Source organism: Pseudomonas laurylsulfatiphila, assembly GCF_002934665.1.
In the GTDB taxonomy this organism is placed as follows: domain Bacteria; phylum Pseudomonadota; class Gammaproteobacteria; order Pseudomonadales; family Pseudomonadaceae; genus Aquipseudomonas; species Aquipseudomonas laurylsulfatiphila.
The window spans coordinates 159,693-185,288 of sequence record NZ_NIRS01000001.1 but is presented as its reverse complement, the minus strand read 5'-3'; the positions used below and the strand labels follow the sequence as shown (position 1 = coordinate 185,288).

Below are 25,596 nucleotides of genomic sequence, written 5' to 3'. Positions count from 1 at the left end.
CATTAGCCTGCGAAGTCAATACAGGGCGGCAAGGCTGGAGGGACGAATGGGCGCGCCAATAATAAAAACCAGCGGGCAGGGCACGATCAGTGCAATCAGGGACGTCAAGGTCGAAAGCCTGTCGACAAAATTTGCGATGGTCATGCCTGATGACGGCTGTTGCACCTTGGCGATCCGGATTGGGCCGAACATGACCGCAGAGGGTAACGCCTGTTTTCTTGTCGGCGATGCGGTGAGATACACGATGACGAGCGGGGGGGATGGTGTGCCGCCAAGGGTACACGACCTTGAGAAGTCGGGCGTCGGCAGCAGAACAACATGATGGCTTGCGGGGGCTTTTTACGACCCCGCAAACCTGTGCCTGCGTATCAAGCGCTCAACCGGCCCCGCAACACCTTGGCCATCTCCTCCAGATCCGTCATCGGCTGGTGCCCGATCAACATCCAGGCGTGCTCCATGTCCGCCCAATACACGATGTTCAGCTCGCGCCGCTGTTCCTGGGCGAAATGGCGGCTGCCGCTGTTGGAACGGGTCACGCACAGCGCCATGGGGCCGTGCGCCGGATCGAGGTAGGTGATCTGGGCGATGGGCGCACCGTCGTACTCGAGGATTTGCGCCCGCTTGAACTCGGCACGGGGCAGGCTCAGTTTTGCCGGCGCGAGGTCGAGGCCCAGGCGTGCATCGATGGTCTGCAGCTGGGCCCGCTGGGAAGCTTCATCAGCGGGCAGGTGATCCAGGGTTTCCGGCACGTAGAGCGCCATGTAATCGGCCACGAGGCCGCGCCAGCTGTGAGTCTGCTGACTCGCTTGCCAACCGAGGAACAAACGGTCCGCCAGCACGCCGCCGGCCAGCAGCCCGGCCGCGGCGGCCAGGAACCAGCGTCGGCTGAGCCCGGGGCGGGCGGGTGAGGGCATTGTGGCGAGCATGGCTTGCAGGCGATCCACCGGCGCCTGCCGGGCCAGTTCATCGTAGGCGTCCTTGAACGGCAGGCTGCTGCGACCCAGCCATTGCAGGCGCAGGCTCAGCATCGGGTCGGCGCTGATGGCGGCGTCGATGCGCGAGCGCTGCTCGGCATCGAGTTGGTTGTCGAGATAAGCCACTAATTGTTCGTCCGAGGGTTTCGCGTTCATCAATGTTCTCCTCGGTAAGGGTGGGGCACCGTGTGCAAGGGTGGATATTCGGCCAGTTTCGCCCGGGCCGCGGCCAGGCGACTCATGACCGTGCCGATGGGCACTTGCAGCACGTCGGCGACTTCGCGGTAGGACAACCCTTCGACGTAGGCGAGAAATACCGTTTCACGCTGGGCCTCGGGCAATGCATCGACGCGGCGGATGACCTGTGCCGCCAACACGTGGGTCTGGGCCACGGACTCTCCATCGAACGACAAGGCCTGGTCGGCATCCACCTGGCCCTGACCTTGCCGCACCCGCTGGGCACGCACTTCATTGAGCCAGATCGAGTGCAGGATGCTAAGCAGCCAGCGGTCCATGCGCGTCCCCGGCTCGTATTGCCCGGCCCGCTCCAGCGCCCGCACGCAGGTGGCCTGCACCAGGTCATCGGCGACATGCCGTTGCCGGGACAACAGCAGACCGTAGCGCCATAAACGCGCCAGATGCTGGTTCAGTTCCGTTCGTATTGCCTGATCGCTGGCGATGGCGACCTCCGTCCGCTCGGGTTGTCAGGTTTTCGATGATCCGTTGATGGCTTCGGCCAGGTCCTGGTACTCCTCGCACTGGGTATTGCCGCAGATGGATTTGATCTGCTGCAGTTGCTCCTGCGCAAGGTCCAGCCGGCCCTTGACCACATAGGCCTCGCCCAGGTATTCGCGGACTTGCGCGTATTGCGGGTCGAGTTTTACCGATTGCAGGTAATAACCGATGCCTTCGTCGGTGCGTCCCAGTTTACGCGTGGCGTAGCCGCGATAGTTCAGCGCTTTTGCGGTATTTGGCTGTTTCAGCGTGTCGAGCAGGGCCAGGGCTTCTTCATAACGCCCGTCCTTGGCCAGTTGATAGGCATAGTTGGTGCGGTCTTCGTCAGGCACCAGGTTGCTGGTCTGCCTGACGCACCGCTGCGATCGGGTATCGAGCACCTGTCCTTTCGGGCAGTTGGGTCTGGCGGGCGGCTCGTCACCGCCGCCACCGCCGTTGGCCAGGGCGAGGGAGCCGGACAACGCAACGGTCAGCAACAACGGGGTCATCAGAAACGCAAAACGACTATTCATGGGCTTTGCTCCACAGGTTCATGGGTTTCAGATCAGTTCGCGCCCGGCCAGGCGCAGTGCAAGGTTGATGTGATGAGAACACTCCAGCATGCACAATTATTCATTGTGGGAGCGAGCCTGCTCGCGAAAGCGGAGTCTCAGGCAGCATTAATGTTGATTGACCCACCGCTTTCGCGAGCAGGCTCGCTCCCACAGGGGATTTTCGTTCAACCCAGCAAACGAATCGGAGCCCCCGCCGCCCAGGCCTGGATGTCCTCGATCATCTGCGAGAAAAACAGCCGGTAGTTCTGTTGGCTCACGTACCCGACATGGGGCGTGGCCAATACATTGTCCAGGGTCCGGAACGGATGGTGGGCGGGCAGCGGCTCCTGCTCGAAGACGTCCAGTGCGGCACCGGCCAGGCGTTGTTTCTGCAGCGCCTTGATCAGCGCCGCCTCATCGACAATCGGTCCGCGGGCGGTATTTACCAGCAGTGCCGTGGGCTTCATCCAGCCCAGGGCTTGCGCGTCCACCAGGCCCCGACTGCGGTCGCTGAGCACCAGGTGTACCGACAACACATCGGCCTGTTCGAACAGCTCTTGCTTGCTGACTCGGGTCACGCCGGCTTGCGCCGCACGTTCGGCGGTGAGGTTTTCGCTCCAGGCGATGACCCGCATACCGAATACCTGGCCGAATTGTGCGACGCGCTGGCCGATGCTGCCAAGGCCGAGGATCGCCAGCGTCTTGCCGTGCAGGTCGCCGCCCAGGCCTTGTTGCCACTGGCCGGTACGCAAGGCATTGGCTTCGGCCACCAGGTTGCGGGTGGCGGCCATGATCAGCGCCCAGGTCAACTCCGGCGCGGCGTGTTTGTAGCTGTCGGTGCCGCTGACCTGGATGCGCAGCGCGGCGGCGGCTTTCAGGTCCAGGGCGGCGTTGCGCATGCCGCCGGTCACCAGCAGTTTGAGCCTGGGCAGGCGGCGCAGCAGGTCTTCGTCGAAGCGCGTGCGCTCGCGCATGACGCAGATCACCTCGAACCCGGCCAGGCGCTCGGCCAGGGTCTGGTTGTCGGCGGGGTAGTCATGGAGAAAACTCACCTGGCCGACGCTGTCCAGCGCCGACCAGTCCACCACATCCCGCGCCACATCCTGCCAATCATCAAGCACTGCAATCTGCACAGGCATCAGCCTTTCCTCTTTAACGCACGGGGTTGGTCTTGTTCAGCCAGGCGAGCAGGGCCTGGTGGAATTGTGCCGGTTCTTCCATCTGTGGCGCGTGGCCCATGCCGGGGAATTCGACCAGCGTGGACCGGGGAATCAACTTCGCCACTTGTTTGCCGAGGACGTCGTAGTGCCCGATCTTCGCCTTGACCTCGGGCGGGGCGATGTCACTGCCGATGGCGGTCGTATCGGACGTCCCGATCAACAGCAGGGTCGGCATCTGCAGGTTCTGGAATTCGTAGTACACCGGTTGAGTGAAGATCATGTCGTAGATCAGCGCCGAGTTCCACGCGACTTGCGTATGCCCCGGGCCTTTGTTCAGGCCGGCGAGCATGTCGACCCAGCGATCGAATTCGGGTTTCCAGCGGCCGCCGTAGTAGGTGCTGCGTTCGTAGTTGCGGATACCGTCGGCGCTGAGCTTGAGTTCGCGTTCGTACCATTGATCAACTGTGCGGTAAGGCACACCGAGTGCTTTCCAGTCTTCCAGGCCGATGGGGTTGACCAGTGCCAGTTGCTCGACCTGTTCGGGGTATTGCAAGGCATAGCGAGTGGCGAGCATGCCGCCGGTGGAGTGCCCCAGCAGGGTGGCTTTCTGTATGCCCAATGCCTTGAGCAATTGCTGGGTGTTCGTCGCCAGTTGCTGGAATGTGTACTGATAGTGCGCAGGTTTGCTGGAGCTGCAGAAGCCGATCTGGTCCGGGGCGATGACCCGATAGCCGGCGTCGCTGAGGGCTTTGATCGAGCTGTCCCAGGTGGCGCCACAGAAATTCTTGCCGTGCATCAGCACCACGCTGCGGCCATTGGCCTTGCCGTGGGCGGCGACGTCCATATAGCCCATTTGCAGGGACTGGCCCTGGGATTCAAAGGCGAAGTGCTTGAGTGTGTAGGGATAATCGAAACCCTGGAGTTCGGGGCCGTATTCCGGCGCTTCGGTTTGGGTTTGGGCGTGGGCGATGGCGGGCAGGGCGGCGGTCAACAACAGGCCGGGCAACCAGCGGGGGAAGGGGCGCGACATGGGAGTGCTCCATGGAAAATCCGCCGATGCTGGATCGGCTCGATTAGGGCGGCATTAAACACAGGCAATCATCGCCCTCGATGGTTCAACCCATCCAGCCCAGCGTCGCCACGGCCAACACGCCGTAACGGGCGCCTTTGGCCAGGGTGACGATGAGCAGGAAGCGCCCCAATGGCTCGCGCATGACCCCGGCGACCAGTGTCAGCGGATCGCCGATCACCGGGAGCCAACTGAGCAGCAATGACCAATGGCCGTAGCGCTGGTAATGCAGCCGGGCTTTTTCCAGGTGCCGGGGGCTTACCGGAAACCAGCGCCGGTCGCGGAACCGCTCAATCCCCCGCCCCAGCCACCAGTTGAGCAGCGACCCCAGAACGTTGCCGAACGTGGCCACCGCCAGCAGTGCCCAGAGCCAGTAGCGGTCGCTGAGCAGCAGCCCCACCAGCACGGCTTCGGATTGCAACGGCAGCAGCGTGGCGGCACCGAATGCCGCGAAAAACAGCCCGAGGTACGCGCCGGGCATCAATGGGCGGGGTAGTCCGCGACCACCAGGTCAGTGCCGTCCTTTTTCAGGCCGATGACCTGATAGGCATCGCTCATGCCGTCCATTTCCATGCCGGGCGAACCCATGGGCATGCCGGGCGCCGCGACGCCCAACAGATCGTCGCGCTTGCTCAAGGCCAGGACCTGGTCGGCCGGGACGTGACCTTCGACGAATTTGCCGTTGATCAACGCGGTGTGGCACGACGCCAGGCGTGGCGGCACGCCGTGCTGTTGCTTGAACTTGCTCATGTTGGCTTCGACGTGGTCATCGACCTTGAAACCATTGGCTTCAAGATGGCTGATCCATTTTTTGCAGCAACCACAATTGGCGTCGCGATGAACCTCGATCGGAATGAGGTCCGCGGCCTGGGCCAGGGAGGACATAAACAGGGCGCTCAGGGCGATCAGACGCAGAGGGTTTCGCATGGGATTCGTCTCGGCTAACGGGCAAAAAAACGCATTCTGACCCTTTTTTCCGGTCAGGCATTCAAGGAGTGTTTCGAAGTACTACAAAGATCGGCTGTTCGATGATGGTAGATCAGTGCTGTCAGGCAGATGAGGGGGACATTACAAAAACGTCAGGTTGAAATGCCGTAGGCGCATGTTTACGTGATCCCCGGGTTCAAAAAAGGTTCTTCACGCAATCCCGGGGGACACCGATACCTGTAGGAGCCGGCTTGCTGGCGATGGCGGCCTCATGGCTGGCGTATTTGTTGGTGGTGTACATATCCATTTCTGCGGTAACGGCCGCCTATGGTTCCGCTTTTACAGCGGGTTACTTGGAAAAACGGAACGCCGCCCGGCCTGTAGGAGCGAGCTTGCTCGCGATGGAGGTCAACGATGATGCGGGGAGCCTGACACCCCGCGGTGCTCTCAGGTTTTTCGCGAGCAGGCTCGCTCCTACAGAGTCCGCCGCCATCGGTCTCTCGATGGGGCGTGCACCGCGAGGCGAGCTAACGCTCGACCTCGTTGTTTGGTGGTGCACGCGCTCCTACAGATAATTCGTTATCTCAGCGGTCAAGCAGTTTCATGACTTCCTCCGGATAACGCAGGCCAGCGGTGGCATTCGCCGCAAAGACCGACTCCAGCGCCCGCAGTTCATCAGCGTTCAGCCTCACCTGCAGAGCGGCCGGTTTTCTTCCAGGTATTTGCGTTGCTTGGTGCCCGGAATCGGAATCAGGTAGTCACCCTGGGCCAGCACCCACGCTAGCGCCAGTTGGCCTGTCGTCACGCCTTTCTCGGCCGCGAGCGCCTGGACTTGCTGCACCAGCAGCAGGTTTTTCGCAAAATTGTCGCCCTGGAAACGCGGGCTGAAACGGCGATAATCGTCTGCCGCGAAATCATCCGGGCTTTTCAATGCGCCGGTCAGAAACCCTCGGCCCAGCGGGCTGTAAGGCACAAAGGCGACGCCCAGGCGCCGGCAGGCCGCCAGGCAACCGTTCTCTTCCTGATCACGGCTCCACAACGAGTATTCATTCTGCAGCGCACTGATCGGATGAACCTTGTGCGCCCGCTCCAGGGTCGCCACCGAGGCTTCGCTCAATCCCAGGTAGCGGACTTTGCCGGCACTGACCAGTTCGGCCATGGCGCCGACGGTTTCTTCGATGGCCACCTGCGGGTCGATACGGTGCTGGTAATACAGGTCGAGGGTGTCCACGCCCAGGCGTTTCAAGCTGCCGTCGATGGACTGGCGAATGTATTCCGGCCGACCGTTGACGCCCCGGGCACCGGGATTCGCCGGGTCGCGGACGATACCGAACTTGCTGGCCAGGAACACCTGGTCGCGCTTGCCGGCAATGGCCTTGCCGATCAGCTCTTCATTGGTGTGCGGGCCGTACATATCGGCGGTATCGAGCAGGTTGACACCCAGTTCCAGCGCGCGATGCAGGGTCGCCGTGGCTTCGCGGGTATCCGTACCGGTGGTGTAAAAGTCAGTCATGCCCATGCAGCCAAGGCCGATGGCCGACACCTGAGGACCGTTCTTTCCCAATTGACGTGTGTGCATGAAATCAGCTCCCTGTGAGTGAGTGGCCATTGTTCGCCTCGACAGAAACAAGATAAACCGGCTAAAACGGCTATCACTATTCGTAAAATCTAAACAATCTGTCGGTGGAACCAGCAATGGACCGTTTCAACGCCATGCGCGTCTTTACCCGAATCGTCGAGCTGGGTGGCTTTGCCAAGGCTGCCGATAGCCTGCAACTGCCCCGAGCCTCGGTGACCATTCTGATCAAGCAACTGGAGGCCCATCTGGGAGTGCAACTGCTGCAACGCACCACACGGCAGATCAGCCTGACGCTCGACGGTGCGGCCTATTACCCGCGTTGCGTGCGCTTGCTGGCGGATCTCGAAGAGACCGAAGCGGTGTTCAGTGCTGCACGCCACAATCCCAAGGGGCTGTTGCGTGTGGACATGCCGGCGGGCGTGGGGCGTCTGGTGGTGATTCCGGCGCTGCCGCAGTTCACCGCCCGCTATCCGTTGATCGAGCTGGAAATCGGCTTGAATGACCGGCCGGTCGACCTGATTCGCGAAGGGGTGGATTGTGTGTTGCGCGGCGGCTCGACGCTGGACGATTCGCTGGTGGCGCGGCCGCTGGTGATGATGGATCAGGTGACCTGTGCCAGCCCTGACTACCTGCAGCGGCACGGAACGCCGCATACCCTGGATGACCTGCGCGGTCATCAGGTGGTCGAGTACTTCTCCAGCAGCAACGGAAAGCGCTATGGACTGGAGTTTGTCGTGGATGGCCAGATACAGCTGGTCGACCTGCCCAAGCAGGTGGCGGTCAACAGTGCCGATGGTTATCTGGCGGCGTGCGAGGCCGGATATGGGCTGGTGCAGACGCCTTACTACCACGTGGCCCGGCAACTGCAGGAGGGGGCGTTTGTGTGAAGTGCTGAGGGAAGTGCCGCCACCGGGCATGCCGATGACGGCGCTTTATCCGCCGCACCGCCAGTTGTCCCGGCGGGTGCGTGTGTTTGTCGACTGGCTGGTGGAACTCTGTGCCCAGGCCGGCAATGACTTTTACAGGAAGGATTCAGGACGTTGAACAGCGGTTAACGATGCGGGTAGTACCCCGGTCCGCCATGGTCGTAGTAGTGATCGTGATGCCAGCCCCCATGGGGGAAAACAATGCAACCGCTCAGGGTCAGGATGGCCAGCAGGGGAATCAGCAATGTGATTCGACGCAACATTTGAAAGTCCTCATGGTTATCGCCGCAATGAAGCTAAAACTCTTCATCGGCTGTAACATGAGACCCCGCTTGTAGCCGCTTATCCCCGAAACAGGGTATGTGCTTGGCAAGCGTCTTGATACAAATCGGATACATTTTCTTCAGGTTCAGGAACCCGCAATGACTCAGTCGCAACGTTTGAAATACTCGATTCTGATCTCCCTGGTGGTGCTGGGGATCATGTTTGGCCTTTCCTGGTTGCAGAACACCGGCGTCATCAGCGAAAAAATGTTCCAGTACATCGCCATTGGCGTGGCGGTGATTGTGGTAGTCATCAATGGTGTGATGCGCCGCAAGGTCAAGCCCTGATCATTCGCTCACGGGTTGCGCAGGATGGCGGCAGCCTGTGGATGCAGGCTGTAGCTTTTGTCGGGGTTCAGGACAATCACGCCTTCAATGCACAAGCGCTTGAGCACTTCGCGCACGCTGAGAAAGGACAGGGGAATGTCCAGTTCCAGCAATTGGCTGTGCACGCCACGCACGCCAAGACTGCGGTCGCTTTCGGCGGCCGTCAGCAGGGCATCGATGACTTTCAGGCGGATCAGGCTGGTGCGCAGGCCATAGCTCTTGAGCAGGATCCGGATCCGCTCGTTACCGTGGCGATCGGTACGCGGCTCGAACGCGCCGACTCCCATGGAAGTACCCTTTGGCGCGTTGCTACCGTCCATTGGCAGTTGCGAGTTGTACATTGGCAAAACTCCTTTTCAGAGCCTGATCAGGAAAAATGGGGCGCTCTTGCATGTCTAGACGTATGAGCTCCCCAAATCATGAAGGCTCAAATGTAGAAATTTTGTCGACGTCGTGTGATCAGCCTGTCAGTTCGCACGCCAATGCGCGGCAAAACCCTAAATTATTGATGTGAGCTTCGTCCCTACAGGGAGGCACTGCGCGCGTGGGTGCGCGCAACAGTGGCCATCGTTTTTTCGATCAGGAGCGAGCGTGATTATTTCCAGCCAGTTAACCAGGTTGAGCCTGGCGGGTGTGACTCTGGGGTTGAGCCTGGGGTTGAGCCTTGCGGCGAGCGCGAGCGATACGCCTGCGCCAACGAGCGCGGACATCCGCCGAACCAGTTTCGGCGTGCCGCACATCCGCGCCGACAACGAGCGCGGGCTGGGCTATGGCATCGGCTATGCCTACGCCCAGGACAACCTGTGCCTGCTGGCGAACGAGATCACTACGGTGAACGGCGAGCGCTCGCGCTATTTCGGACCGGATCAGTTCACCGTCGAGGCGCGTGAGAACCTGGTCAGTGATCTGTTCTTCACCTGGCTCAACACCCCGCAAGCCGTCGCCGGTTTCTGGCAGGCCCAGACTCCGCCGGTTCGTGAGTTGATTGAAGGCTATGTGGCGGGGTTCAACCGTTCCCTGAGCGAACGTCGCGCCCAGGGTCTGCCGCAACAGTGCCAGGGCGATTGGGTGCGGGACATCACCCCGTCGGATCTGGTCAAGCTGACCCGGCGCCTGTTGGTCGAAGGGGGTGTCGGCCAGTTCGCCGAAGCCCTGGCCGGTGCCATGCCGCCCCAAGCCGTGGCCGGTGCGTCGAACGCCCAGGCAGCGTTCCAGGAGGCCGCCACGCGCATGCAACGGTTTGCCCTGGACCGCGGCAGCAACGCGGTCGCGATCGGCAGCGAACGTTCCTTTAACGGACGCGGCATGTTGCTGGCCAACCCGCACTTCCCGTGGGTGGGCGGCATGCGTTTTTATCAGATGCACCTGACTATTCCCGGCAAGCTGGATGTGATGGGCGCGGCGTTGCCCGGCCTGCCGCTGATCAACATCGGTTTCAATCAACATCTGGCCTGGACCCACACCGTGGATTCGTCCAGGCATTTCACGCTGTACCGCCTGCAACTCGATCCAAAGGATTCGACCCGTTACCTGCTCGACGGCCAGTCCTTGCCGATGGACCAGCAGACCGTGACGGTCAACGTCAGGCAGGCGGACGGGCAGGTCCAGGCGATTACCCGCGTGGTCTACAGCTCGAAGTTCGGTCCGGTGGTGCAATGGCCGGGAAAACTGGATTGGGATCATCAATACGCCTTCAGCCTGCGCGACGCCAACCTGGATAACGATCGCGTCCTGCAGCAGTGGTACGCGATGAACCGCGCCGAAAACCTCAAGGACTTCCAGGACTCGGTGCACAGGATCCAGGGCATTCCGTGGGTCAACACCCTGGCGGCGGACGATCAGGGGCAGACGCTGTACATGAACCTCTCGGTGGTGCCCAACGTCAGCGTCGACAAGCTGGCGCAATGCAGCGATCCGCGGATCGGCCTGCAGATGATCATTCTTGACGGCTCCAACAGCGCCTGTGCCTGGGACAGCGACCCGCAGGCGCCACAACAGGGCATCTATGCGGCGGACAAGCTGCCGCAGCTGCTGCGCAAGGATTTTGTCCAGCACTCCAACGATTCGGCGTGGATGGCCAATCCGGCGCAACCGCTGACCGGCTATTCGCCGCTGATCAGCCAGGACGGTCAGCCTTTGGGCCTGCGTTCACGCTTTGCCCTGGACCGTTTGAGTACGCTGACCGGGGCCGGCAAGGTCGCGGTGGCGGACTTGCAGCACATGGTCATGGACGATCAGGTCTATCAGGCGGCTCAAGTGATGCCGGACATGCTGCAATTCTGCGCGAAGGATCTCGGTGCCGATGCCAGAACCCTCGCGCCACTGTGTGCCAGCCTCAAGGCCTGGGACCGCAAGGCCAACCTGGGCAGCGGTCTGGGTTTTGTGCACTTCCAGAATGTCATGGAGGCATTGGAGCCGGTGCCGGACGTATGGCGCGTGGCGTTCGATCCGCAGGACCCGCAACACACCCCGAGTGGACTCGCAGTCGATCTCCCGCCAGTGGCGAAGGCGCTACGCACAGCGATGCTGGCTTCGGCTGAGCAGGTCAAGGCCTCAGGCCTCAAGCCGGACACTCGCTGGGGCGACATCCAGGTGGTCAGCAGCGGCGGGCAACAGACGCCGATCCATGGCGGGCCAGGTACGCTGGGGGTATACAACGCGATCCAGAGCGTGCCGCGCAGCGATGGCAAGCGTGAGGTGGTCAGTGGCACGAGTTACCTGCAAGTGGTGACCTTCGACGAAAACGGACCTCAAGCCAAGGGGCTGCTGGCGTTCTCGTTGTCGAGTGACCCAGCTTCGAAATTTTCACGGGATCAGACGCAGGCCTTTTCGCAGAAGCAATGGAGCGTGCTGCCGTTCACCGAGCAGCAGATCACGTCCGATCCGCAGTATCAGGTACAGACGATCCGCCAGCAGGATGCCAAGGTCGCCGCGCATTGAGGTAGTGGGGTTTTACTGGAACGCTGAAGGCCGCACCCCGCAAGGGTGGCGGCCTTTTCAGCTTTTCGGGGTCTTTTGCGGGATCGCGTTGACCACCAGATTGCCGTTGTCATTGCGGGTCAGGTAGACCGGCAGGACCCGCGGCAGGGACTTCACCAGGCCGTTGATCTCTTTGATGTTGTAGATGCCACCGATATGGATCGAACCGGTGCTGTTGTCGGCGACCATCAGCGGTTTGTCCAGGTAGCGATTGATCAATGGCAGCGCATCGCTCAGTGCCAGATCGTCGAGCACCAGCTTGCCCTGGCGCCAGGCCAGCGAACTGTCATTGTCATAGGTCTGGCTGATGCGGGGAGTGAAGTCGCCGCGGCGGTAACTGGCCTGCATCGCCGGGTCGAGGCGCAAGCCGTCGCCGGGCAGGTCGGTGTTGCTGCTGACCAGTACCGAACCCTCGATCAGATTGACCTTGACCTGGTCTTCATACATCCAGACGTTGAATTGGGTGCCGGTCACGCGAACCCGGCCTTCGGCGGCCTTGACCACAAACGGATGGCGGGTGTCATGGCTGACCTTGAAGAAGGCTTCGCCTTTTTTCAGCGTGACCTGCCGCTGATCCTTGTAGTTGCTGTACGTCAGCTCGCTGCCCAGGTTCAGTTCCACCTGGCTGCCATCTTTCAAGGTGACCGTGCGAACATTGTCGGTGGTTTCGAAATGCTGGTACGCGTTCGGTACCCAGCCCAGGTGCCAGCCGCCATAACCGGCCAAAGGCAGCGCCAGGGCACAGACTGCCGCGGCAATGGCCAGGCGGCGCCACGGGGCTTCGGGTTGAGGGCGAACCAGCGGCAGGACGGGCTCGGGGCGGGGCAGGTCGCCGGCGACATCCCATATTTCCAGCATCGCTTCGTACTCGAAGGCATGGAGCGGATGTGCATCACGCCATTGTTCGAACGCGTGGCGCTCCTGCTCTGTGCAGTCATTGGCGTGCAGACGCATACACCAATGCGCAGCGGCATCGGTGATGGCGTCGTAGTCGGCTTCCGAGAGCGTGTGTTCGGTCATTGGCTCATCCTGATTTCGTGCATTCTAACCTTGGGGGCAGTCTGCGAGAACATCAGTCATGGCATTTAACTATCAATGTGTAACTTTTTTTCAACGCTTTGCCTCTGGATAGCCTGTTGTCGGCTTGCAGTATCCATAGGGCGCGTGAAAAAAAGATCAAAAAATTCATCACAGTGCCATCGCGGCCGATGTGCTGCGCAGATCCGGGGATCTGCGCTTTGTGATGCCAGGATCAGTTTCCGGAGGCCGATGTGACTGGCACCGGGTCCAGTTGCCGGCCCATTTCGCAGATCAGGAACGCGAGCGAATCGGCATTGTGCAAAATGACGTCAGCCCTGAAGTTCGCATTTTGCCCGTCCAGGAATGCTTCCCGTGCTCCGTCCATGGTTCTGCTGCCCGTTAACCTCAGAATGGCCTTGCCGACGTGATAAGACTCCGGGATCGAATCCAGGCTGATCCACGATTGCAGGCTGCTGTTCCAACGCGCAAACAGTTCCTCCTTCGGCGTGTTCAGCGACAAGGCTTCGCGCTGGAATTTCAGTTGGGACTGTTTCATGGCTTCACCGTAGGCCGTGATCGGCGCTACCAGGTCGCTGAAAGGGCGCCGGGCTTCAAGGTATGCAATGTCCACGGCCGCGGAAAACAGGTGAGCGAATTCGTGTATCAGCGTGGCGGCCTGGCTGTGGCCGTCGACGTTGAAGGGTTCCGTCAGACAGGATTTGTACCAGTCGAGTTGTTGATCGAAGAACCTTTCGGTGAAATGCACGTGGCGCTGTCGGTCCTTGTCCAGGACAAACGCGATGAGGTTGTCCTGCGGGGCCCGGTTTGAACCCACGACAAAACGATGGGAGTTCATCCAGTCTTCATCAGGGTCGACCAGCGCGTTGCAGATGGGGAGGATGGCGTCCTTGATCTTGTCGAGCAGCGCTGCGTTGACCTGGCCGACACCAAAGAAATCTTTGAGGAAGGTGTCCAGCCGGGTACCGGGGACGAATCTGCGCAGTTGCGTCATGTTGTGCAAACTGTTGAACGCGTAATAGCGCGCCATGTCGATGGCCTGCACGATCATTCGGGCTTTTTCGGGATGCCGGGCGCGAATGTCTTCCATCCCCCGGGCCTCGATGTTCAGCACCTCCCCGGCGATACGGGCATGAGCAAACTGGTTGTGCATTTTCGACATGGCCTTGCCGAAGTGCACCGTATGGATGTCCGGGTCGATCACCAGTTGCTTGTCTGGCGCCGTCAGCAATACGGGGCCTTGTTCCTTGTCCTTGATCATTCGCCAGGCCGGTCCGGTCTTGTCTACGTCGTAGACCTTGCCGGCGATGGGGGCGTAGGTTTTTTTGCTCGCCGCATCGAGGTAGGTGCCGTCAGCGCTGTTTTTCGTCAGGTTCTTGAGTTCGACCGTGGTTTCGAACGGTTGCAGCCGCGTACGCAGCGGTGCCGTCGAGTCGATTTCGGACCACTTTGGCGCGATGATCGGTGTGGCGACCGGTGCGCCCGGGTTTTCCTGGGTTGCCTGGGCCGTGTCGGTCCATCCTTCGAGCGACAGCCTGCCCAGTGTGATGAGTTGCGCCGCACCGGCGATGAACTCCTCCAGCGCAACTTTCCAGTGATGATCCTGCAGGGCTTCTGCGGAGTGGAGGGCATCCTTGTAGGCGTTCCAGAGAAACTGTGCATAAGCGAGTTTGCCCGGCAACAGGCCGAGGATGCGGTGGATGTTGGCGCCGAACAGGTGTTTGACGGCCTCCCAGTCCGCCTGGCTTGCCGCGTGTAACTGGCTGCCAAGCATTTGCGACAGCAGTCGGGTGTTGTCGTGGTATAGCTGGGTGAGCAAGTTGCCGTCGATGGGGCTGGACCCGAGGGTGATCTCACTCAACTGTCCAACGGTTGAGCTGAACAGGTTGCGGAAGGCGGACTGCTCGCTGTCTGGAAGGCGTCGTAGCAATAGGTCCTGCAAGGGCCCCGGGGTGTTCAGCGCCGAGACAAGGCTGGCCTCAGTGTCGAATTCGATAAAAGGCGAGCCGCCAGGGTGGTAAGGGGCATAGAGGATCTGCGGCCCGGCCTTTGCGTTGCCGGGGCTCACCAGGTACAGGCCCAACGCTTTGACCGCGGCAGCGCCGGTGGTCTTGATCAGCTCCAGTGGCCGGGCAATCGCGTGTGCTCCCTGCACGGCTGCCCGGGCCGTGGCGTCCGGCATGTCGAGCACCTGTCGAAGCAAATCGAACGCGCTGCTGGATAGCCTTTGCAACAGCTTCAGTTCATGGGCGTGTTGCAGCAGTTGCCAGGGCAGTTGTTTGACGAAACGCTGCATCCGGCCTTCGGCGTCGGCCGTTGCACCGGACAATGTCTGCGTTACCTGTGCTGCGTAGCTTTGCACAACGTTCAATGACTGCATCAGTTGACGGACTGCGGCCTGGTCCAGGCCCTCGGGCAGCGCCTGAGTGGTAGTCGAGGAAACCTGGAATCCGGAGCCTTGCGCGACACTGACATGGTTCAGGGCGAACTCGGTAAGGCTCCGGGCGGGACCGGTCAGGTTGAGGTCGGGGATGATTTGAATATCGTCGGGGTCCAGCGTAATGGCGGGGAAGCGATTGCCGAGCAACGTCTTCAGCCGTCCATGCACATACGACCTTAGGGGGGTGATCCCGTGCAAGTAGTCTTTGTCCTCCTCGACGCTGTTGCGGTATTGCTCCAGCAGTTCAACGTGCAGCCGCTGATCTTCAAGCGGGGCCATTCCAAGCCATGTGGGCAGTGACTGTTGCAGGGTGATCGCCCGGGCGATCGAGGTGGCTCTTCGTAAATGGGTATTGATCCCGGCGGTGGTCAGCGCTTTCAGGGCCTTTTTCTGCTTCGTGTCGTTCAGGTCCAGGCTGCGCGCGTGTTCGCAGCGAGCCAGAAAGTGATCGATGGATGAGCGTGCGACCTGCTCCAGTGCTGACCCTTCAATCAGCCGCAGCGCACCCAGCGAGTAGCGTTGGTGGAAGACGCGTTGGCTCGGGGTGAGGTTTTCCAGTAGCGCCATGCGTTGCTGCGGGTCGAGCAGGCGTCGGTTCAGTTCCTGCCTGGCACGGCTGATGTTGTCAAACACCTCCAGCCCCTCGGCGGGCGTCCACAGGATGGTCCGTCCGGAATGCGAGGGGTCGAGTCCGCCGCGCTCGGTCAGGAGAAGGCAATGGGCGAGCGGCAGGAGATCCCGCAGACCGGAGCGCTCAAGGGTCAGTGAATAGGCATCGGGCCGGAACCCCTTCAAGGAGCGACGGTTATGTCTTTCGGCCTGATCCGGGTTGAACACCGTATCGACGATGGCCCGGTCCGCATCCGCCAATGTCGCGCCGAGTGTGCGCAGGCTGGCCTCGCCGCGGATGCCGACGGAAAGCGCATGGGCCAGGCGCGGTTGCAGGTTTTCCAGGTAGACCCGCTGCAACGCCAATGAAGCGATCGGTTGTGCGGCGACGTCGGCGCTGATCAGCGTTTCGATGTCACTGAAGCTCTTGACGAACGCTGCCGCCGTATCGGCCAGCACCATGGACGGATGCTGGTCGCCGGACAACACCGGCCGCGTGCTCCAGCGTCCATCGGACTCCAGCGTCAGCAGCCGCTCGTTGATCATCGAACGGATATCCAGCGCCTTGTCGAACAGGGCGCGGATGTCCACGGCGCCGTCACTGTGGCGGAACACCTGCAGGCTGTATTCCGTGTTCTGCAGTTGCTTGGTGACAATGGCGTCGAAGAGCTTGCTGAAGATCGCGCCGGAGATTGCTTCCCCGGTCACATTCGGCCGGTCAAAACCAATGAATCGCTGGCGTTCGTCCAGGCTCAGCAGGCCATAGAGCTCGTCCTCGTGACCGGCCGCGCCGAACTTGCTCCGCACGGTATCGCGCAAGTCCTGATAGTCCTTGAGCACCTGCAAACCTTCGGTGGGCGTGTAGAGAAACGCATGACTGGCGCTGACCATCAGTGAACCGGCCAGCTCGACGTAATTGGCCTGGTACTCCCACAGGCGCACGGTTTCGACCGTCATCGATGTGTTCGTCCGGGTGGCTGTCGAGATCAACGCGTGCAGGTCCTGGCTTTGCTCCGGGGTGATGATCCCGGCTTCGCGCTTGAGCAGCAGTTGCACGCGCGCCTGATCGGCGATGGCCCGGCCGAAAAGTGCGCGACGGGAGGCGCCATTGGCGCTCGCCGCGTCCCAATAGTGTTCGAGCTTCCCGATCAGCAGGCTGACCAGTTTGCCCGAGACTGTCGTGACCGCCGTTTCCCAATGCCCCTGATCAGCGTTTGCCGGGGACTTTTTCGGGTGGGAAAATTCATGGGTCTGCCCGGTGGGCCAACGCTGATGGCGATAGTGCAGGAGCACGGCGTCACTCAGCGACAGGGAATTGACCCAAGGTCGCGACGGACGGCTTGCGTCCTCGTTCCCTGCAGTCGCTGCCAGATAGAAATTCACCCGGGTCTGGCTCTGATCCACGCCGGGAAATGACACCGTCAGTTGTTCAGCCAGCAAAGCATCGAGCAGCGACGTCAGGGACGGTAGCGCCTTGAGTTCATCGAGCAGGGCCTGGTCGTTGAGTTGCTGATGGCGAGAGAGGGTGGTGCGTTGGTCCTCGAACACGTCACCTTCAATGGTTTGAAACTCCAGCCCGATATCGTCGGCAGCCACCACCGTCTTGCGTTGTGACAGGGCCATGAAGGCCAGCAGTTCATCGTCTTCGTTGGCTACTTTGAGTCGTGCCGCCAGATGTTCGGTAAGGACCGAGCGGCTGGTGAACTTCTGTATGCCGGCGTAGGAGGTGTAGAGAATCACGCCGTTGTCATCCGGCGTCGCGGTCAGCAAAAAACTGCCGGCCAGCGTCACGGGGTCCTGGCCAGGGATCTTCAGAAGGATTTTTTTCGCCAGCATGGGCGGCGTCTGCTCATCGCGCAGGGCCTGGCTGGCCAGTTCGATATGGCTGAACCATTCGAAATCCTTTTGCGTCAGCCCGTGGGTTTGGCCAAGTTCTCGCCAGAGTCCGGGCATCGTCAGTGCTTCGGGGAAAAACAGCGGAGTTACGGGTGTAGTCATCGTCGAGTCTCGTTCAAGGTGCCACTCAAGGGCGCCTGTGGGTTGAGCATCGAGACTAAAAGCCGGTGCGTTGACGCAGGTGGTAAATAGATAACGCACGGGACGTGGGCTTTGGTGACACGGATTCACCTCGTCGCCCCTGAGCGAAAGGTTGACAGGTCGCTCGCCGCGCGTTGTTAATCGGCGGGTCTTTGTACGCTGTTGTTCCCTCCAATAATCAGTCTGGAGCTTCAGATGTCTGCGCCACACGATCATGCCTCTACTGCCGTCTCGTCACACCTGTCACTCGAAGCGCTGAGCGCTTTGCTGGAGAAGATTTTTCTGCGTCATGGCACCTCGGCCGAGGTTGCCAGGGTGCTGGCGCAAAACTGTGCCGGCGCCGAGCGCGATGGCGCCCACAGTCACGGGGTGTTCCGGATCCCGGGTTATGTTTCGACGCTGCAAAGCGGCTGGGTCAATGGCCAGGCCGTTCCGGTGGTCGAAGATGTGGCTTCGGGGTTTGTGCGGGTCGATGCCAATAACGGTTTTGCGCAACCGGCCCTGGCGGCGGCACGCGAGTTACTGGTGCAGAAGGCCCGAAGCGCCGGCATTGCAGTGCTGGCGATCCGTAATTCGCACCATTTCGCGGCCTTGTGGCCGGATGTCGAACCCTTCGCCTATGAAGGGCTGGTAGCGTTGAGCGTGGTCAACAGCATGACCTGCGTGGTGCCCCACGGCGCCGACCGACCACTGTTCGGTACCAATCCGATTGCCTTCGCCGCGCCACGGGCTGGCGGCGAACCGATTGTCTTCGACCTCGCCACCAGCGCCATTGCCCATGGCGACGTGCAAATTGCCGCACGCCAGGGCGAACGCTTGCCGCAAGGGATGGGCGTGGACAGCCTCGGCCAGCCGACTACCGACCCGAAAGCGATTCTTGAGGGCGGCGCGTTGCTGCCTTTTGGCGGACACAAGGGCTCGGCGTTGTCGATGATGGTCGAGTTGCTCGCGGCGGCACTGACCGGCGGCAATTTTTCCTTCGAGTTCGACTGGAACAACCACCCAGGCGCCAAGACGCCCTGGACGGGCCAATTGCTGATCGTGATTGATCCGGACAAAGCGGCGGGGCAAGGTTTTGCCCAGCGCAGCCAGGAACTGGTGCGGCAAATGCACGGTGTCGGCCTGAAGCGTTTGCCGGGTGACCGGCGTCATCATCAGCGCGCCAGGTCGCTGGCCAATGGCATTGAACTGGATGCCCCGACGCTGGCGAACCTGCGGGAGCTGGCGGGGGAGTGATCCTGTAGGAGCGAGCCTGCTCGCGATGGACTTGAGGGCGCCGCGGGGAATCAGATTTCCCGCGTAATCGTTAACGACCATCGCGGGCAAGCCCGCTCCCACAGGGTTCCAGTGTTTGCCAGTGCTCAGCGACGCCCCAGCAACAACCCCACCACCAGACCAAACCCGGCGGAAATCGCCACGGTTTGCCATGGATGCCCGCCGATATAGGTTTCAGTGGCCTCGACCGCGGGCAGGGTGCGGTTGCGCACGTTGGTCACCGAATCCCTGGCCTGCTGGAGTTTCAGGGCGATTTGCCCACGAAGGGTATCTGCTTCTTCCCCGACCAGTGAGGCGCTGCTTTTCAGCAGTTTTTCCGACTCTTCGATCAACGATTGAAGTTCGCTGAACGCTTGATCCTTGATTTGATCTTCGGCAGCTTGCGCGGCGGTTTTGCGGGCCATTGAAGTACTCCTTGCGGGTAAGTGGACAGTGAACAATGGAGTCTGCGGCCGTCGGAAAAGTTGCAGCTATTTTGCCCGGGAAGGTCATCTTGCTGAAAAACCGGCGCAGGACATTTCGCCCTACAGTGTAAGATGTCGCCAATTTTACGCAGCAGGAAATTCCCATGAGCTTCAACCTGGCCGACAAACCCCTCGCCGAGCGCGCTGCGCTTGAAGACGAGAAATCCCGTCTGTTCGAACTCTGGCAAAACAACCTGGGCAAAGCCAAGGGCGAGGCCGCGCGGTTGTTTGGTGAACGGGCTAAGCGCAAAGGCAAGTGGGCGGAATGGGTGCGCGCCGAACTGGACGGCATGTCGCCCCCGGAATACGCCAACATGGTACGCAGCGAAGTCAATCGCCTGATGGCGGCCAACAAATAACATCGGCGGTCAGGTGAAACTCGCGACAATCGCTTCGCGCACTTTCAACACGACCGGGTCAAGTTGGGTGCTGGTGCGCCAGCCCAGTTCGATCGGGTAGCGCGGCAAGGCCAAGGGGCAGGGCAGCAGTGCCAGGCCGCTGAGCGTCGCGATGCTTCGGGCAGCATGGGCCGGAATGGTCGCCACAGCCTGGCTGCCCTTGAGCAAATGCGGCAGCGCGGCAAAATGCGTGGTCGAGGCGCACACCCGCCGACTCAGGCCCAGCGCCGCCAATCCTTCATCGGTAATCCCGATAAAACCGCCGGACGACACCAGGATGTGCTCGCGGGCCACAAACTCCTCAAGACCGATGCTGTGCTGGCCCTCGACCAGGCTCGACGGGTCCGCCAGGCACAGGTAACTGCCTTCTCCCAACACCTGACGGCTGAGCAGCCGCTCGGCAAAGCCGCCCGCGGTGATCGCCAGGTCAATGCTGCGCTCCATCAACGCCTGGGCAACGATCTGGCTGTGGGTCTGGCGGAAAATCAGGCGCAACTTCGGCGCGCTCCGGGCGATTTCCTCGATCAGACGTCGGCCGTAGGCAATTTCGAAATCGTCCGACATGCCCACGGTGACCGAGCGACCTTCGTACTGCTGCGCAGCCGGGTCAACCATCGCCAGGCTCTGCCGGCATTTGTTCAGGGCCTCGCTGACCACCGGCTTGAGCTGATTAGCCTTGAGCGAGGGCGCCAGGCCGCGCCCGGTACGCACGAACAGTTGATCGCCATACACCTCGCGCAACCGGCGCAAGGCCGCGCTCACGGCCGATTGCGTCACACCCAGGCGCAAGGCGGCACGGCTGGCACTGGACTCTTCGTGCAGCGCTTCGAAGACTTTGAGCAGGTTGAGGTCAATGTTGGTGATATTCATTTGGTTCATATCATTCAGCAGTGAATCGGTCTTTATTGATGATCACGTGGCGCCGGAGAATGAGCAACCCCTGATGCGAATGGAGTTTTCGTGATGCCAAAAACAATCGTTGCGGCCTTGCAGATTGGCGCCTTGCCCGGTGGCAAGGCCGACACCCTGGAACAGATCCTGTCCTATGAACACGCGATCATCGAATCCGGCGCCGCGCTGGTGGTCATGCCGGAAGCGCTGCTGGGTGGTTATCCCAAAGGCGAGGGTTTTGGCACACAGCTTGGTTTTCGGCTGGCGCAAGGTCGCGAAGCCTTTGCCCGCTATTTTGCCAACGCCATCGACGTGCCCGGCGCGGAAACCGAGGCGCTGGCCGGCCTGTCCGCACGCACCGGGGCGAATCTGGTGATCGGCGTCATCGAACGTGCCGGCAGCACCTTGTACTGCACCGCCTTGTACTTTGATCCGCAGGCCGGGCTGGTGGCCAAACACCGCAAGCTGATGCCCACCGGCACCGAACGGCTGATCTGGGGCAAGGGCGATGGTTCAACGCTGCCGGTGATCGACAGCCAGGTCGGACGCATCGGTGCGGCGGTGTGTTGGGAAAACATGATGCCGCTGCTGCGTACGGCGATGTACGCCAAGGGCGTGGAGGTGTGGTGCGCGCCGACCGTAGACGAACGGGAGATGTGGCAGGTCAGCATGCGCCACATCGCCCATGAGGGGCGTTGTTTCGTGGTCAGCGCCTGTCAGGTCCAGGCATCACCCCAGGCCCTGGGACTGGATATCGCCAACTGGCCGGCGGATCGGCCGTTGATCGCCGGCGGCAGCGTGATCGTAGGGCCCATGGGCGACATCCTCGCCGGACCGTTGCGAGAGGGCGCTGGTCTACTTACCGCGCAGATCGACACTGACGACCTGGTGCGCGCCCGTTACGACTATGACGTGGTCGGTCACTACGCTCGTCCGGATGTGTTCGAGCTGACCGTGGACGAGCGCGCTAAACCGGGGGTGCGCTTCACTTCCTGATGCCTGAGGGCTTTGGCCAAACCAGTCAGACAACTTGATAACTTTGACCATTGCCCGCCACCCCTGGCAGAGCGAGTATTTCCCTGTTGATTACGGTTCCCCCCAACCTAATAAGAAACACAGGGATTCTGGCAATGCGCGATTACTTGTCTGCTACTGATCAGTTCAACTATCAGCACACCGTCGACGCCGCACTCGCAGGCGACCTGACGGCACTCAACGCCTGCGTCGAATGCTGTGACCGGCATGCCTTGCCGGGGCGCATCGCGCTGTTCTGGGAGGGGCGCGACGGCGCCAGTGCGAGCTACACCTTCACTGATTTGCAGGACAAGGCCGCGCGTTTCGCCAATTACCTGCTGGCCCAGGGTGTGAAGAAGGGCGACAAGGTCGCCGGCCTGCTGCCACGCAACATCGAATTGCTGATCACCGTGTTCGCCGCCTGGCGCATCGGCGCGGTGTATCAACCGCTGTTCACCGCGTTCGGCCCCAAAGCCATCGAGCACCGCCTGAGCTGCTCTGGGGCCAAAGTGGTGGTGACCGACGCGGTGAACCGGCCGAAACTTTCCGAAGTCGCCGACTGCCCGGCCATCGTTACCGTCACTGGCCCCAAAGGGCAGGGCCTGGTGCGTGGCGATTGCAGTTTCTGGGCCGAGCTGTCCAACTATTCCGCCCACTGCGAACCCGTGCTGTTGACCGGCGAAGATCCGTTCCTGCTGATGTTCACCTCGGGCACCACCGGCCCGTCGAAAGCGCTGTCGGTGCCGCTCAAGGCCATCGTTGCGTTCAAGAGCTACATCCGCGATGCGGTGGATCTGCGTCCTGAAGACGCCTTCTGGAACGTCGCCGACCCGGGTTGGGCCTACGGCATCTACTACGGTGTCACCGGGCCCATGTCGATGGGGCATCCGATCACCTTTTACGATGGCCCGTTCACCCTCGAAAGCACCTGCCGGGTGATCAATAAGTACGGGATCACCAACCTCACCGGTTCACCGACGGCCTACCGTTTGCTGATTGCCGGGGGTGATGAGTTCGCCAGGTCGATCAAGGGCAAGCTGCGCATCGTCAGCAGCGCTGGCGAGCCGCTGAACCCGGAAGTGATCCGCTGGTTCGCCGACAACCTCGACGTGGTCATCCACGACCACTACGGCCAGACCGAGCTGGGCATGGTGCTATGCAACCACCACGGCCTTGAACACCCGATTCACATGGGCGCCGCCGGTTTTGCCTCGCCGGGCCACCGCATTGCGGTCCTCGATGACGAATACAAGGAACTGGGTGTTGGCCAGCCGGGCATCCTGGCCATCGACCGCCGCCAATCGCCGATGTGCTGGTTCGCCGGCTACGAAGGCGGGCCGACCAAGGCCTTTGTCGGTGACTATTACCTGAGTGGCGACACCGTCGAGTGGAACCCGGACGGCAGCATCAGCTTCGTCGGTCGCAGCGATGACGTGATCACCACCTCCGGCTACCGGGTCGGCCCGTTCGACGTGGAAAGTGCGCTGATCGAACACCCGGCCGTGGTCGAGGCCGCCGTGATCGGCAAACCCGATCCGGAGCGTACCGAACTGGTCAAGGCGTTCGTCGTGCTCAGCCCGCAATACCGCGCAGAACCTGCGTTGGCCGAAGAGCTGCGCCAGCACGTGCGCAAGCGCCTGGCGGCGCACTCGTACCCCCGTGAAATCGAATTTGTCAGCGAGTTGCCGAAAACCCCAAGCGGCAAATTGCAGCGCTTTATCTTGCGCAACCAGGAAATCGCCAAGGCTCAAGAGGCTGCGGCGAAGAACCTTCCAGCTTGAATCCAGGGAAACAATGATGCAGATCGAAAACAAGATTTTTATCGTCACCGGTGGTGCTTCCGGCCTCGGCGCAGCCACCGCCGAGGTGCTGGTCGCCGCAGGCGCGAAAGTGATGCTGGTGGACATGAACGCCGAAGCCGTTGCAGCCCAGGCCCAGCGCCTTGGCGCGCACAGCGTAGTGGCGGACATCAGCAACGAAGCGGCGGCCGAAGCGGCCGTGCAGGCGACGGTCGAAGCCTTTGGCGGCCTCAATGGTCTGGTCAATTGCGCCGGCATCGTGCGTGGTGAGAAGATCCTCGGCAAGAACGGTCCGCACTTGCTGTCCAGTTTCAGCCAGGTGATCAACGTCAACCTGATCGGCAGCTTCAACATGCTGCGTCTTGCGGCAGCGGCGATTGCGCAAACCGAAGCGGATGCCGATGGCGAGCGCGGCGTGATCATCAACACCGCGTCTGCCGCGGCATACGACGGTCAGATCGGTCAGGCGGCCTACTCGGCGTCCAAAGGTGCCATCGTCAGCCTGACGTTGCCGGCGGCCCGTGAACTGGCGCGCTTCGGCATCCGCGTGATGACCATTGCCCCGGGCATTTTCGAGACGCCGATGATGGCCGGCATGACCCAGGAAGTTCGCGACTCCCTGGCTGCTGGCGTGCCATTCCCGCCGCGTTTGGGCAAACCGGGCGAGTATGCCGGGCTGGTGAAGCATATTATTGAAAACAGCATGCTCAACGGCGAGGTGATCCGTCTCGACGGTGCCTTGCGCATGGCCGCCAAATAAGGAGGATTTGTCATGACACTGTCCAACGATCCGATTGTAATCGTCAGCGCCGTCCGCACCCCCATGGGTGGGTTCCAGGGCGAACTGAAAAGCCTGACCGCGCCGCAACTGGGTGCGGCTGCTATCAAAGCCGCCGTTGAACGTGCCGGCGTTTCCAGTGACGGCATCGACGAAGTGCTGTTCGGCTGCGTACTGCCGGCTGGCCTTGGCCAGGCCCCTGCGCGCCAGGCGGCACTGGGTGCCGGGCTGGATAAATCGACCCGCTGCACCACCCTGAACAAGATGTGCGGTTCGGGCATGGAAGCGGCGATTCTGGCCCACGACATGCTGGTGGCCGGCAGTGCCGACGTGGTGGTCGCCGGTGGTATGGAAAGCATGTCCAACGCGCCTTACCTGCTGGACCGCGCCCGTGCCGGTTACCGCATGGGCCACGGCCGCGTGCAGGACTCGATGTTCCTGGACGGCCTCGAAGACGCCTACGACAAGGGCCGCCTGATGGGTACCTTCGCCGAAGACTGCGCCGAAACCAACAGCTTCAGCCGTGAAGCCCAGGATGCGTTCGCCATCGCCTCGACCACCCGCGCGCAACAGGCGATCAAGGACGGTAGCTTCAAGGCCGAAATTGTCCCGCTCACCGTGACAGTCGGCAAAGAGCAAGTGGTGATCAGCAACGACGAGCAACCGCCAAAAGCCAAACTGGACAAGATCGCTTCGTTGAAACCGGCGTTCCGCGAAGGCGGCACGGTGACGGCGGCCAACTCCAGTTCGATTTCCGACGGTGCGGCGGCATTGGTGCTGATGCGCCAGTCCCAGGCACAGAAACAAGGCCTGAAGCCGCTGGCGGTGATCCATGGTCACGCCGCGTTCGCCGACACCCCGGGCCTGTTCCCGGTGGCGCCAATCGGCGCGATCAAGAAATTGATGAAGAAAACCGGCTGGTCGATCAATGACGTCGATCTGGTGGAAGTCAACGAAGCCTTTGCCGTGGTCGGCATGGCCGCGATGACTCACCTGGAAATCCCCCACGAGAAACTCAACGTGCACGGCGGCGCTTGCGCCTTGGGCCACCCGATCGGTGCGTCCGGTGCGCGGATTCTCGTGACCTTGCTATCGGCCCTGCGCCAGAAAGGCCTGAAGCGCGGCGTCGCGGCGATCTGCATCGGTGGCGGTGAAGCGACGGCCATGGCCGTGGAATGCCTGTACTGAGGCAATGCTTTCCAATGTGGGGGCGAGCCTGCTCGCGAATGCGGTTTGTCATCTGACGATGATGTCGACCGACTCGGCCTCTTCGCGAGCAGGCTCGCTCCCACAGGTTCTTGCATTCAGCACGTTTTTTTTA

22 protein-coding genes and 2 pseudogenes are annotated in these 25,596 nt (G+C 61.4%); 10 read left to right on the top strand and 14 right to left on the bottom strand.

Translation table 11 applies throughout. The features are described 5' to 3' along the window. Positions 1-46: 46 nt before the first annotated feature. Entirely contained in the window at positions 47-322 is a 276-nt protein-coding gene (locus CD175_RS00805) for a hypothetical protein (RefSeq protein ID WP_104447269.1), read from the top strand. Positions 323-368: 46 nt separating this feature from the next. Here the strand turns inward: CD175_RS00805 and CD175_RS00800 are convergent, their stop codons facing one another. From CD175_RS00800 to CD175_RS00760, 8 genes and pseudogenes are all read right to left on the bottom strand, one after another. Continuing rightward, positions 369-1,130, bottom strand: coding sequence for an anti-sigma factor family protein (locus CD175_RS00800; protein ID WP_104447268.1), 762 nt, complete (start codon positions 1,128-1,130; stop codon positions 369-371). Then, positions 1,130-1,612 carry an RNA polymerase sigma factor gene (locus CD175_RS00795; RefSeq protein ID WP_420849088.1) on the bottom strand — a complete coding sequence of 161 codons (483 nt, stop codon included), beginning with the start codon at positions 1,610-1,612 and terminating at the stop codon, positions 1,130-1,132. The genes CD175_RS00800 and CD175_RS00795 overlap by 1 nt, the downstream gene beginning before the upstream one ends. Positions 1,613-1,678: 66 nt before the next feature. Further along, positions 1,679-2,221, bottom strand: a complete 543-nt coding sequence (locus CD175_RS00790; RefSeq protein WP_104447266.1) for a tetratricopeptide repeat protein — start codon at positions 2,219-2,221, stop codon at positions 1,679-1,681. 206 nt (positions 2,222-2,427) lie between these two features. After that, a complete protein-coding gene (locus CD175_RS00785; RefSeq protein WP_104447265.1) occupies positions 2,428-3,381 on the bottom strand; it encodes a D-2-hydroxyacid dehydrogenase family protein in 954 nt (317 codons plus the stop codon). A gap of 13 nt (positions 3,382-3,394) precedes the next feature. Then, the gene (locus CD175_RS00780; RefSeq protein ID WP_104447264.1) at positions 3,395-4,432 is read right to left on the bottom strand and encodes an alpha/beta fold hydrolase; all 1,038 of its coding nucleotides are present in this window, start codon (positions 4,430-4,432) and stop codon (positions 3,395-3,397) included. A gap of 85 nt (positions 4,433-4,517) precedes the next feature. Next, on the bottom strand, positions 4,518-4,952 hold the full coding sequence (locus CD175_RS00775; protein WP_104447263.1) for a YqaA family protein: 435 nt from the start codon (positions 4,950-4,952) through the stop codon (positions 4,518-4,520). After that, entirely contained in the window at positions 4,952-5,398 is a 447-nt protein-coding gene (locus tag CD175_RS00770; protein ID WP_104447262.1) for a DUF411 domain-containing protein, read from the bottom strand. Before CD175_RS00770 ends, CD175_RS00775 begins: the two co-directional genes overlap by 1 nt. Before the next feature lie 584 nt (positions 5,399-5,982). Continuing rightward, positions 5,983-6,977 (bottom strand): annotated as a pseudogene (locus CD175_RS00760) (aldo/keto reductase). Between the two features lie 116 nt (positions 6,978-7,093). On the opposite strand from CD175_RS00760, the pseudogene CD175_RS00755 reads away from it, so the two are divergent. After that, a pseudogene (locus CD175_RS00755) lies at positions 7,094-8,021 on the top strand (LysR family transcriptional regulator). A 7-nt stretch (positions 8,022-8,028) separates the two neighbouring features. Here the strand turns inward: CD175_RS00755 and CD175_RS31260 are convergent. Next, positions 8,029-8,166: a hypothetical protein gene (locus tag CD175_RS31260; RefSeq protein WP_007970990.1), complete on the bottom strand. Its 138-nt coding sequence runs from the start codon at positions 8,164-8,166 to the stop codon at positions 8,029-8,031. A 159-nt stretch (positions 8,167-8,325) separates the two neighbouring features. On the opposite strand from CD175_RS31260, the gene CD175_RS00750 reads away from it, so the two are divergent. Then, positions 8,326-8,514, top strand: coding sequence for a hypothetical protein (locus CD175_RS00750; RefSeq protein WP_007970993.1), 189 nt, complete (start codon positions 8,326-8,328; stop codon positions 8,512-8,514). 8 nt (positions 8,515-8,522) lie between these two features. On the opposite strand, the gene CD175_RS00745 is transcribed toward CD175_RS00750, so the two are convergent. Continuing rightward, positions 8,523-8,894, bottom strand: a complete 372-nt coding sequence (locus CD175_RS00745; protein ID WP_007970994.1) for a hypothetical protein — start codon at positions 8,892-8,894, stop codon at positions 8,523-8,525. Between the two features lie 250 nt (positions 8,895-9,144). Here CD175_RS00745 and pvdQ point away from each other — a divergent pair, with 250 nt between their 5' ends. Then, a complete protein-coding gene (pvdQ, locus tag CD175_RS00740) occupies positions 9,145-11,493 on the top strand; it encodes a bifunctional acylase PvdQ (RefSeq protein WP_104447260.1) in 2,349 nt (782 codons plus the stop codon). Between the two features lie 57 nt (positions 11,494-11,550). Here pvdQ and CD175_RS00735 read toward each other — a convergent pair whose 3' ends face one another. After that, positions 11,551-12,552 (bottom strand): FecR family protein, encoded by a 1,002-nt coding sequence (locus CD175_RS00735; protein WP_104447259.1) that lies wholly within the window; start codon positions 12,550-12,552, stop codon positions 11,551-11,553. A 232-nt stretch (positions 12,553-12,784) separates the two neighbouring features. Beyond that, positions 12,785-17,617 (bottom strand): M35 family metalloendopeptidase, encoded by a 4,833-nt coding sequence (locus CD175_RS00730; protein ID WP_104447258.1) that lies wholly within the window; start codon positions 17,615-17,617, stop codon positions 12,785-12,787. Positions 17,618-17,851: 234 nt separating this feature from the next. On the opposite strand from CD175_RS00730, the gene CD175_RS00725 reads away from it, so the two are divergent. After that, the gene (locus CD175_RS00725; protein ID WP_104447257.1) at positions 17,852-18,892 is read left to right on the top strand and encodes an Ldh family oxidoreductase; all 1,041 of its coding nucleotides are present in this window, start codon (positions 17,852-17,854) and stop codon (positions 18,890-18,892) included. A gap of 125 nt (positions 18,893-19,017) precedes the next feature. Here the strand turns inward: CD175_RS00725 and CD175_RS00720 are convergent, their stop codons facing one another. Next, on the bottom strand, positions 19,018-19,335 hold the full coding sequence (locus CD175_RS00720) for an ElaB/YgaM/YqjD family protein (RefSeq protein WP_102673772.1): 318 nt from the start codon (positions 19,333-19,335) through the stop codon (positions 19,018-19,020). 164 nt (positions 19,336-19,499) lie between these two features. Between CD175_RS00720 and CD175_RS00715 the strand changes: the two genes are divergently transcribed. Continuing rightward, complete coding sequence (locus CD175_RS00715; RefSeq protein WP_007970091.1) at positions 19,500-19,754, top strand: hypothetical protein; 255 nt, start codon at positions 19,500-19,502, stop codon at positions 19,752-19,754. 9 nt (positions 19,755-19,763) lie between these two features. On the opposite strand, the gene CD175_RS00710 is transcribed toward CD175_RS00715, so the two are convergent. Continuing rightward, positions 19,764-20,672, bottom strand: coding sequence for a LysR family transcriptional regulator (locus CD175_RS00710; RefSeq protein WP_104447256.1), 909 nt, complete (start codon positions 20,670-20,672; stop codon positions 19,764-19,766). A gap of 84 nt (positions 20,673-20,756) precedes the next feature. Here CD175_RS00710 and CD175_RS00705 point away from each other — a divergent pair, with 84 nt between their 5' ends. From CD175_RS00705 to CD175_RS00690, 4 genes are all read left to right on the top strand, one after another. Continuing rightward, positions 20,757-21,680, top strand: a complete 924-nt coding sequence (locus CD175_RS00705) for a carbon-nitrogen hydrolase family protein (RefSeq protein ID WP_104447255.1) — start codon at positions 20,757-20,759, stop codon at positions 21,678-21,680. A 134-nt stretch (positions 21,681-21,814) separates the two neighbouring features. After that, the gene (locus tag CD175_RS00700; RefSeq protein WP_104447254.1) at positions 21,815-23,479 is read left to right on the top strand and encodes an AMP-binding protein; all 1,665 of its coding nucleotides are present in this window, start codon (positions 21,815-21,817) and stop codon (positions 23,477-23,479) included. A 16-nt stretch (positions 23,480-23,495) separates the two neighbouring features. Next, complete coding sequence (locus CD175_RS00695; protein ID WP_033047337.1) at positions 23,496-24,257, top strand: SDR family NAD(P)-dependent oxidoreductase; 762 nt, start codon at positions 23,496-23,498, stop codon at positions 24,255-24,257. A gap of 12 nt (positions 24,258-24,269) precedes the next feature. Further along, entirely contained in the window at positions 24,270-25,463 is a 1,194-nt protein-coding gene (locus tag CD175_RS00690; RefSeq protein ID WP_104447253.1) for an acetyl-CoA C-acyltransferase, read from the top strand. Positions 25,464-25,596: the final 133 nt, after the last annotated feature.

Excerpts from the sequence above, each read along its gene's own strand:
- CD175_RS00775 (WP_104447263.1), bottom strand. The coding sequence starts at position 4,952 with ATGCCCGGCGCGTACCTCGGGCTGTTTTTCGCGGCATTCGGTGCCGCC.
- CD175_RS00730 (WP_104447258.1), bottom strand. The coding sequence starts at position 17,617 with ATGACTACACCCGTAACTCCGCTGTTTTTCCCCGAAGCACTGACGATG.
- CD175_RS00780 (WP_104447264.1), bottom strand. The coding sequence starts at position 4,432 with ATGTCGCGCCCCTTCCCCCGCTGGTTGCCCGGCCTGTTGTTGACCGCC.
- CD175_RS00690 (WP_104447253.1), top strand. The coding sequence starts at position 24,270 with ATGACACTGTCCAACGATCCGATTGTAATCGTCAGCGCCGTCCGCACC.
- CD175_RS00725 (WP_104447257.1), top strand. The coding sequence starts at position 17,852 with ATGTCTGCGCCACACGATCATGCCTCTACTGCCGTCTCGTCACACCTG.
- CD175_RS00735 (WP_104447259.1), bottom strand. The coding sequence starts at position 12,552 with ATGACCGAACACACGCTCTCGGAAGCCGACTACGACGCCATCACCGAT.
- CD175_RS00790 (WP_104447266.1), bottom strand. The coding sequence starts at position 2,221 with ATGAATAGTCGTTTTGCGTTTCTGATGACCCCGTTGTTGCTGACCGTT.
- CD175_RS00770 (WP_104447262.1), bottom strand. The coding sequence starts at position 5,398 with ATGCGAAACCCTCTGCGTCTGATCGCCCTGAGCGCCCTGTTTATGTCC.
- CD175_RS31260 (WP_007970990.1), bottom strand. The coding sequence starts at position 8,166 with ATGTTGCGTCGAATCACATTGCTGATTCCCCTGCTGGCCATCCTGACC.
- CD175_RS00715 (WP_007970091.1), top strand. The coding sequence starts at position 19,500 with ATGAGCTTCAACCTGGCCGACAAACCCCTCGCCGAGCGCGCTGCGCTT.
- CD175_RS00785 (WP_104447265.1), bottom strand. The coding sequence starts at position 3,381 with ATGCCTGTGCAGATTGCAGTGCTTGATGATTGGCAGGATGTGGCGCGG.
- CD175_RS00720 (WP_102673772.1), bottom strand. The coding sequence starts at position 19,335 with ATGGCCCGCAAAACCGCCGCGCAAGCTGCCGAAGATCAAATCAAGGAT.
- CD175_RS00705 (WP_104447255.1), top strand. The coding sequence starts at position 20,757 with ATGCCAAAAACAATCGTTGCGGCCTTGCAGATTGGCGCCTTGCCCGGT.
- CD175_RS00700 (WP_104447254.1), top strand. The coding sequence starts at position 21,815 with ATGCGCGATTACTTGTCTGCTACTGATCAGTTCAACTATCAGCACACC.
- CD175_RS00750 (WP_007970993.1), top strand. The coding sequence starts at position 8,326 with ATGACTCAGTCGCAACGTTTGAAATACTCGATTCTGATCTCCCTGGTG.
- CD175_RS00710 (WP_104447256.1), bottom strand. The coding sequence starts at position 20,672 with ATGAACCAAATGAATATCACCAACATTGACCTCAACCTGCTCAAAGTC.
- CD175_RS00805 (WP_104447269.1), top strand. The coding sequence starts at position 47 with ATGGGCGCGCCAATAATAAAAACCAGCGGGCAGGGCACGATCAGTGCA.
- CD175_RS00800 (WP_104447268.1), bottom strand. The coding sequence starts at position 1,130 with ATGAACGCGAAACCCTCGGACGAACAATTAGTGGCTTATCTCGACAAC.
- CD175_RS00745 (WP_007970994.1), bottom strand. The coding sequence starts at position 8,894 with ATGTACAACTCGCAACTGCCAATGGACGGTAGCAACGCGCCAAAGGGT.
- CD175_RS00695 (WP_033047337.1), top strand. The coding sequence starts at position 23,496 with ATGCAGATCGAAAACAAGATTTTTATCGTCACCGGTGGTGCTTCCGGC.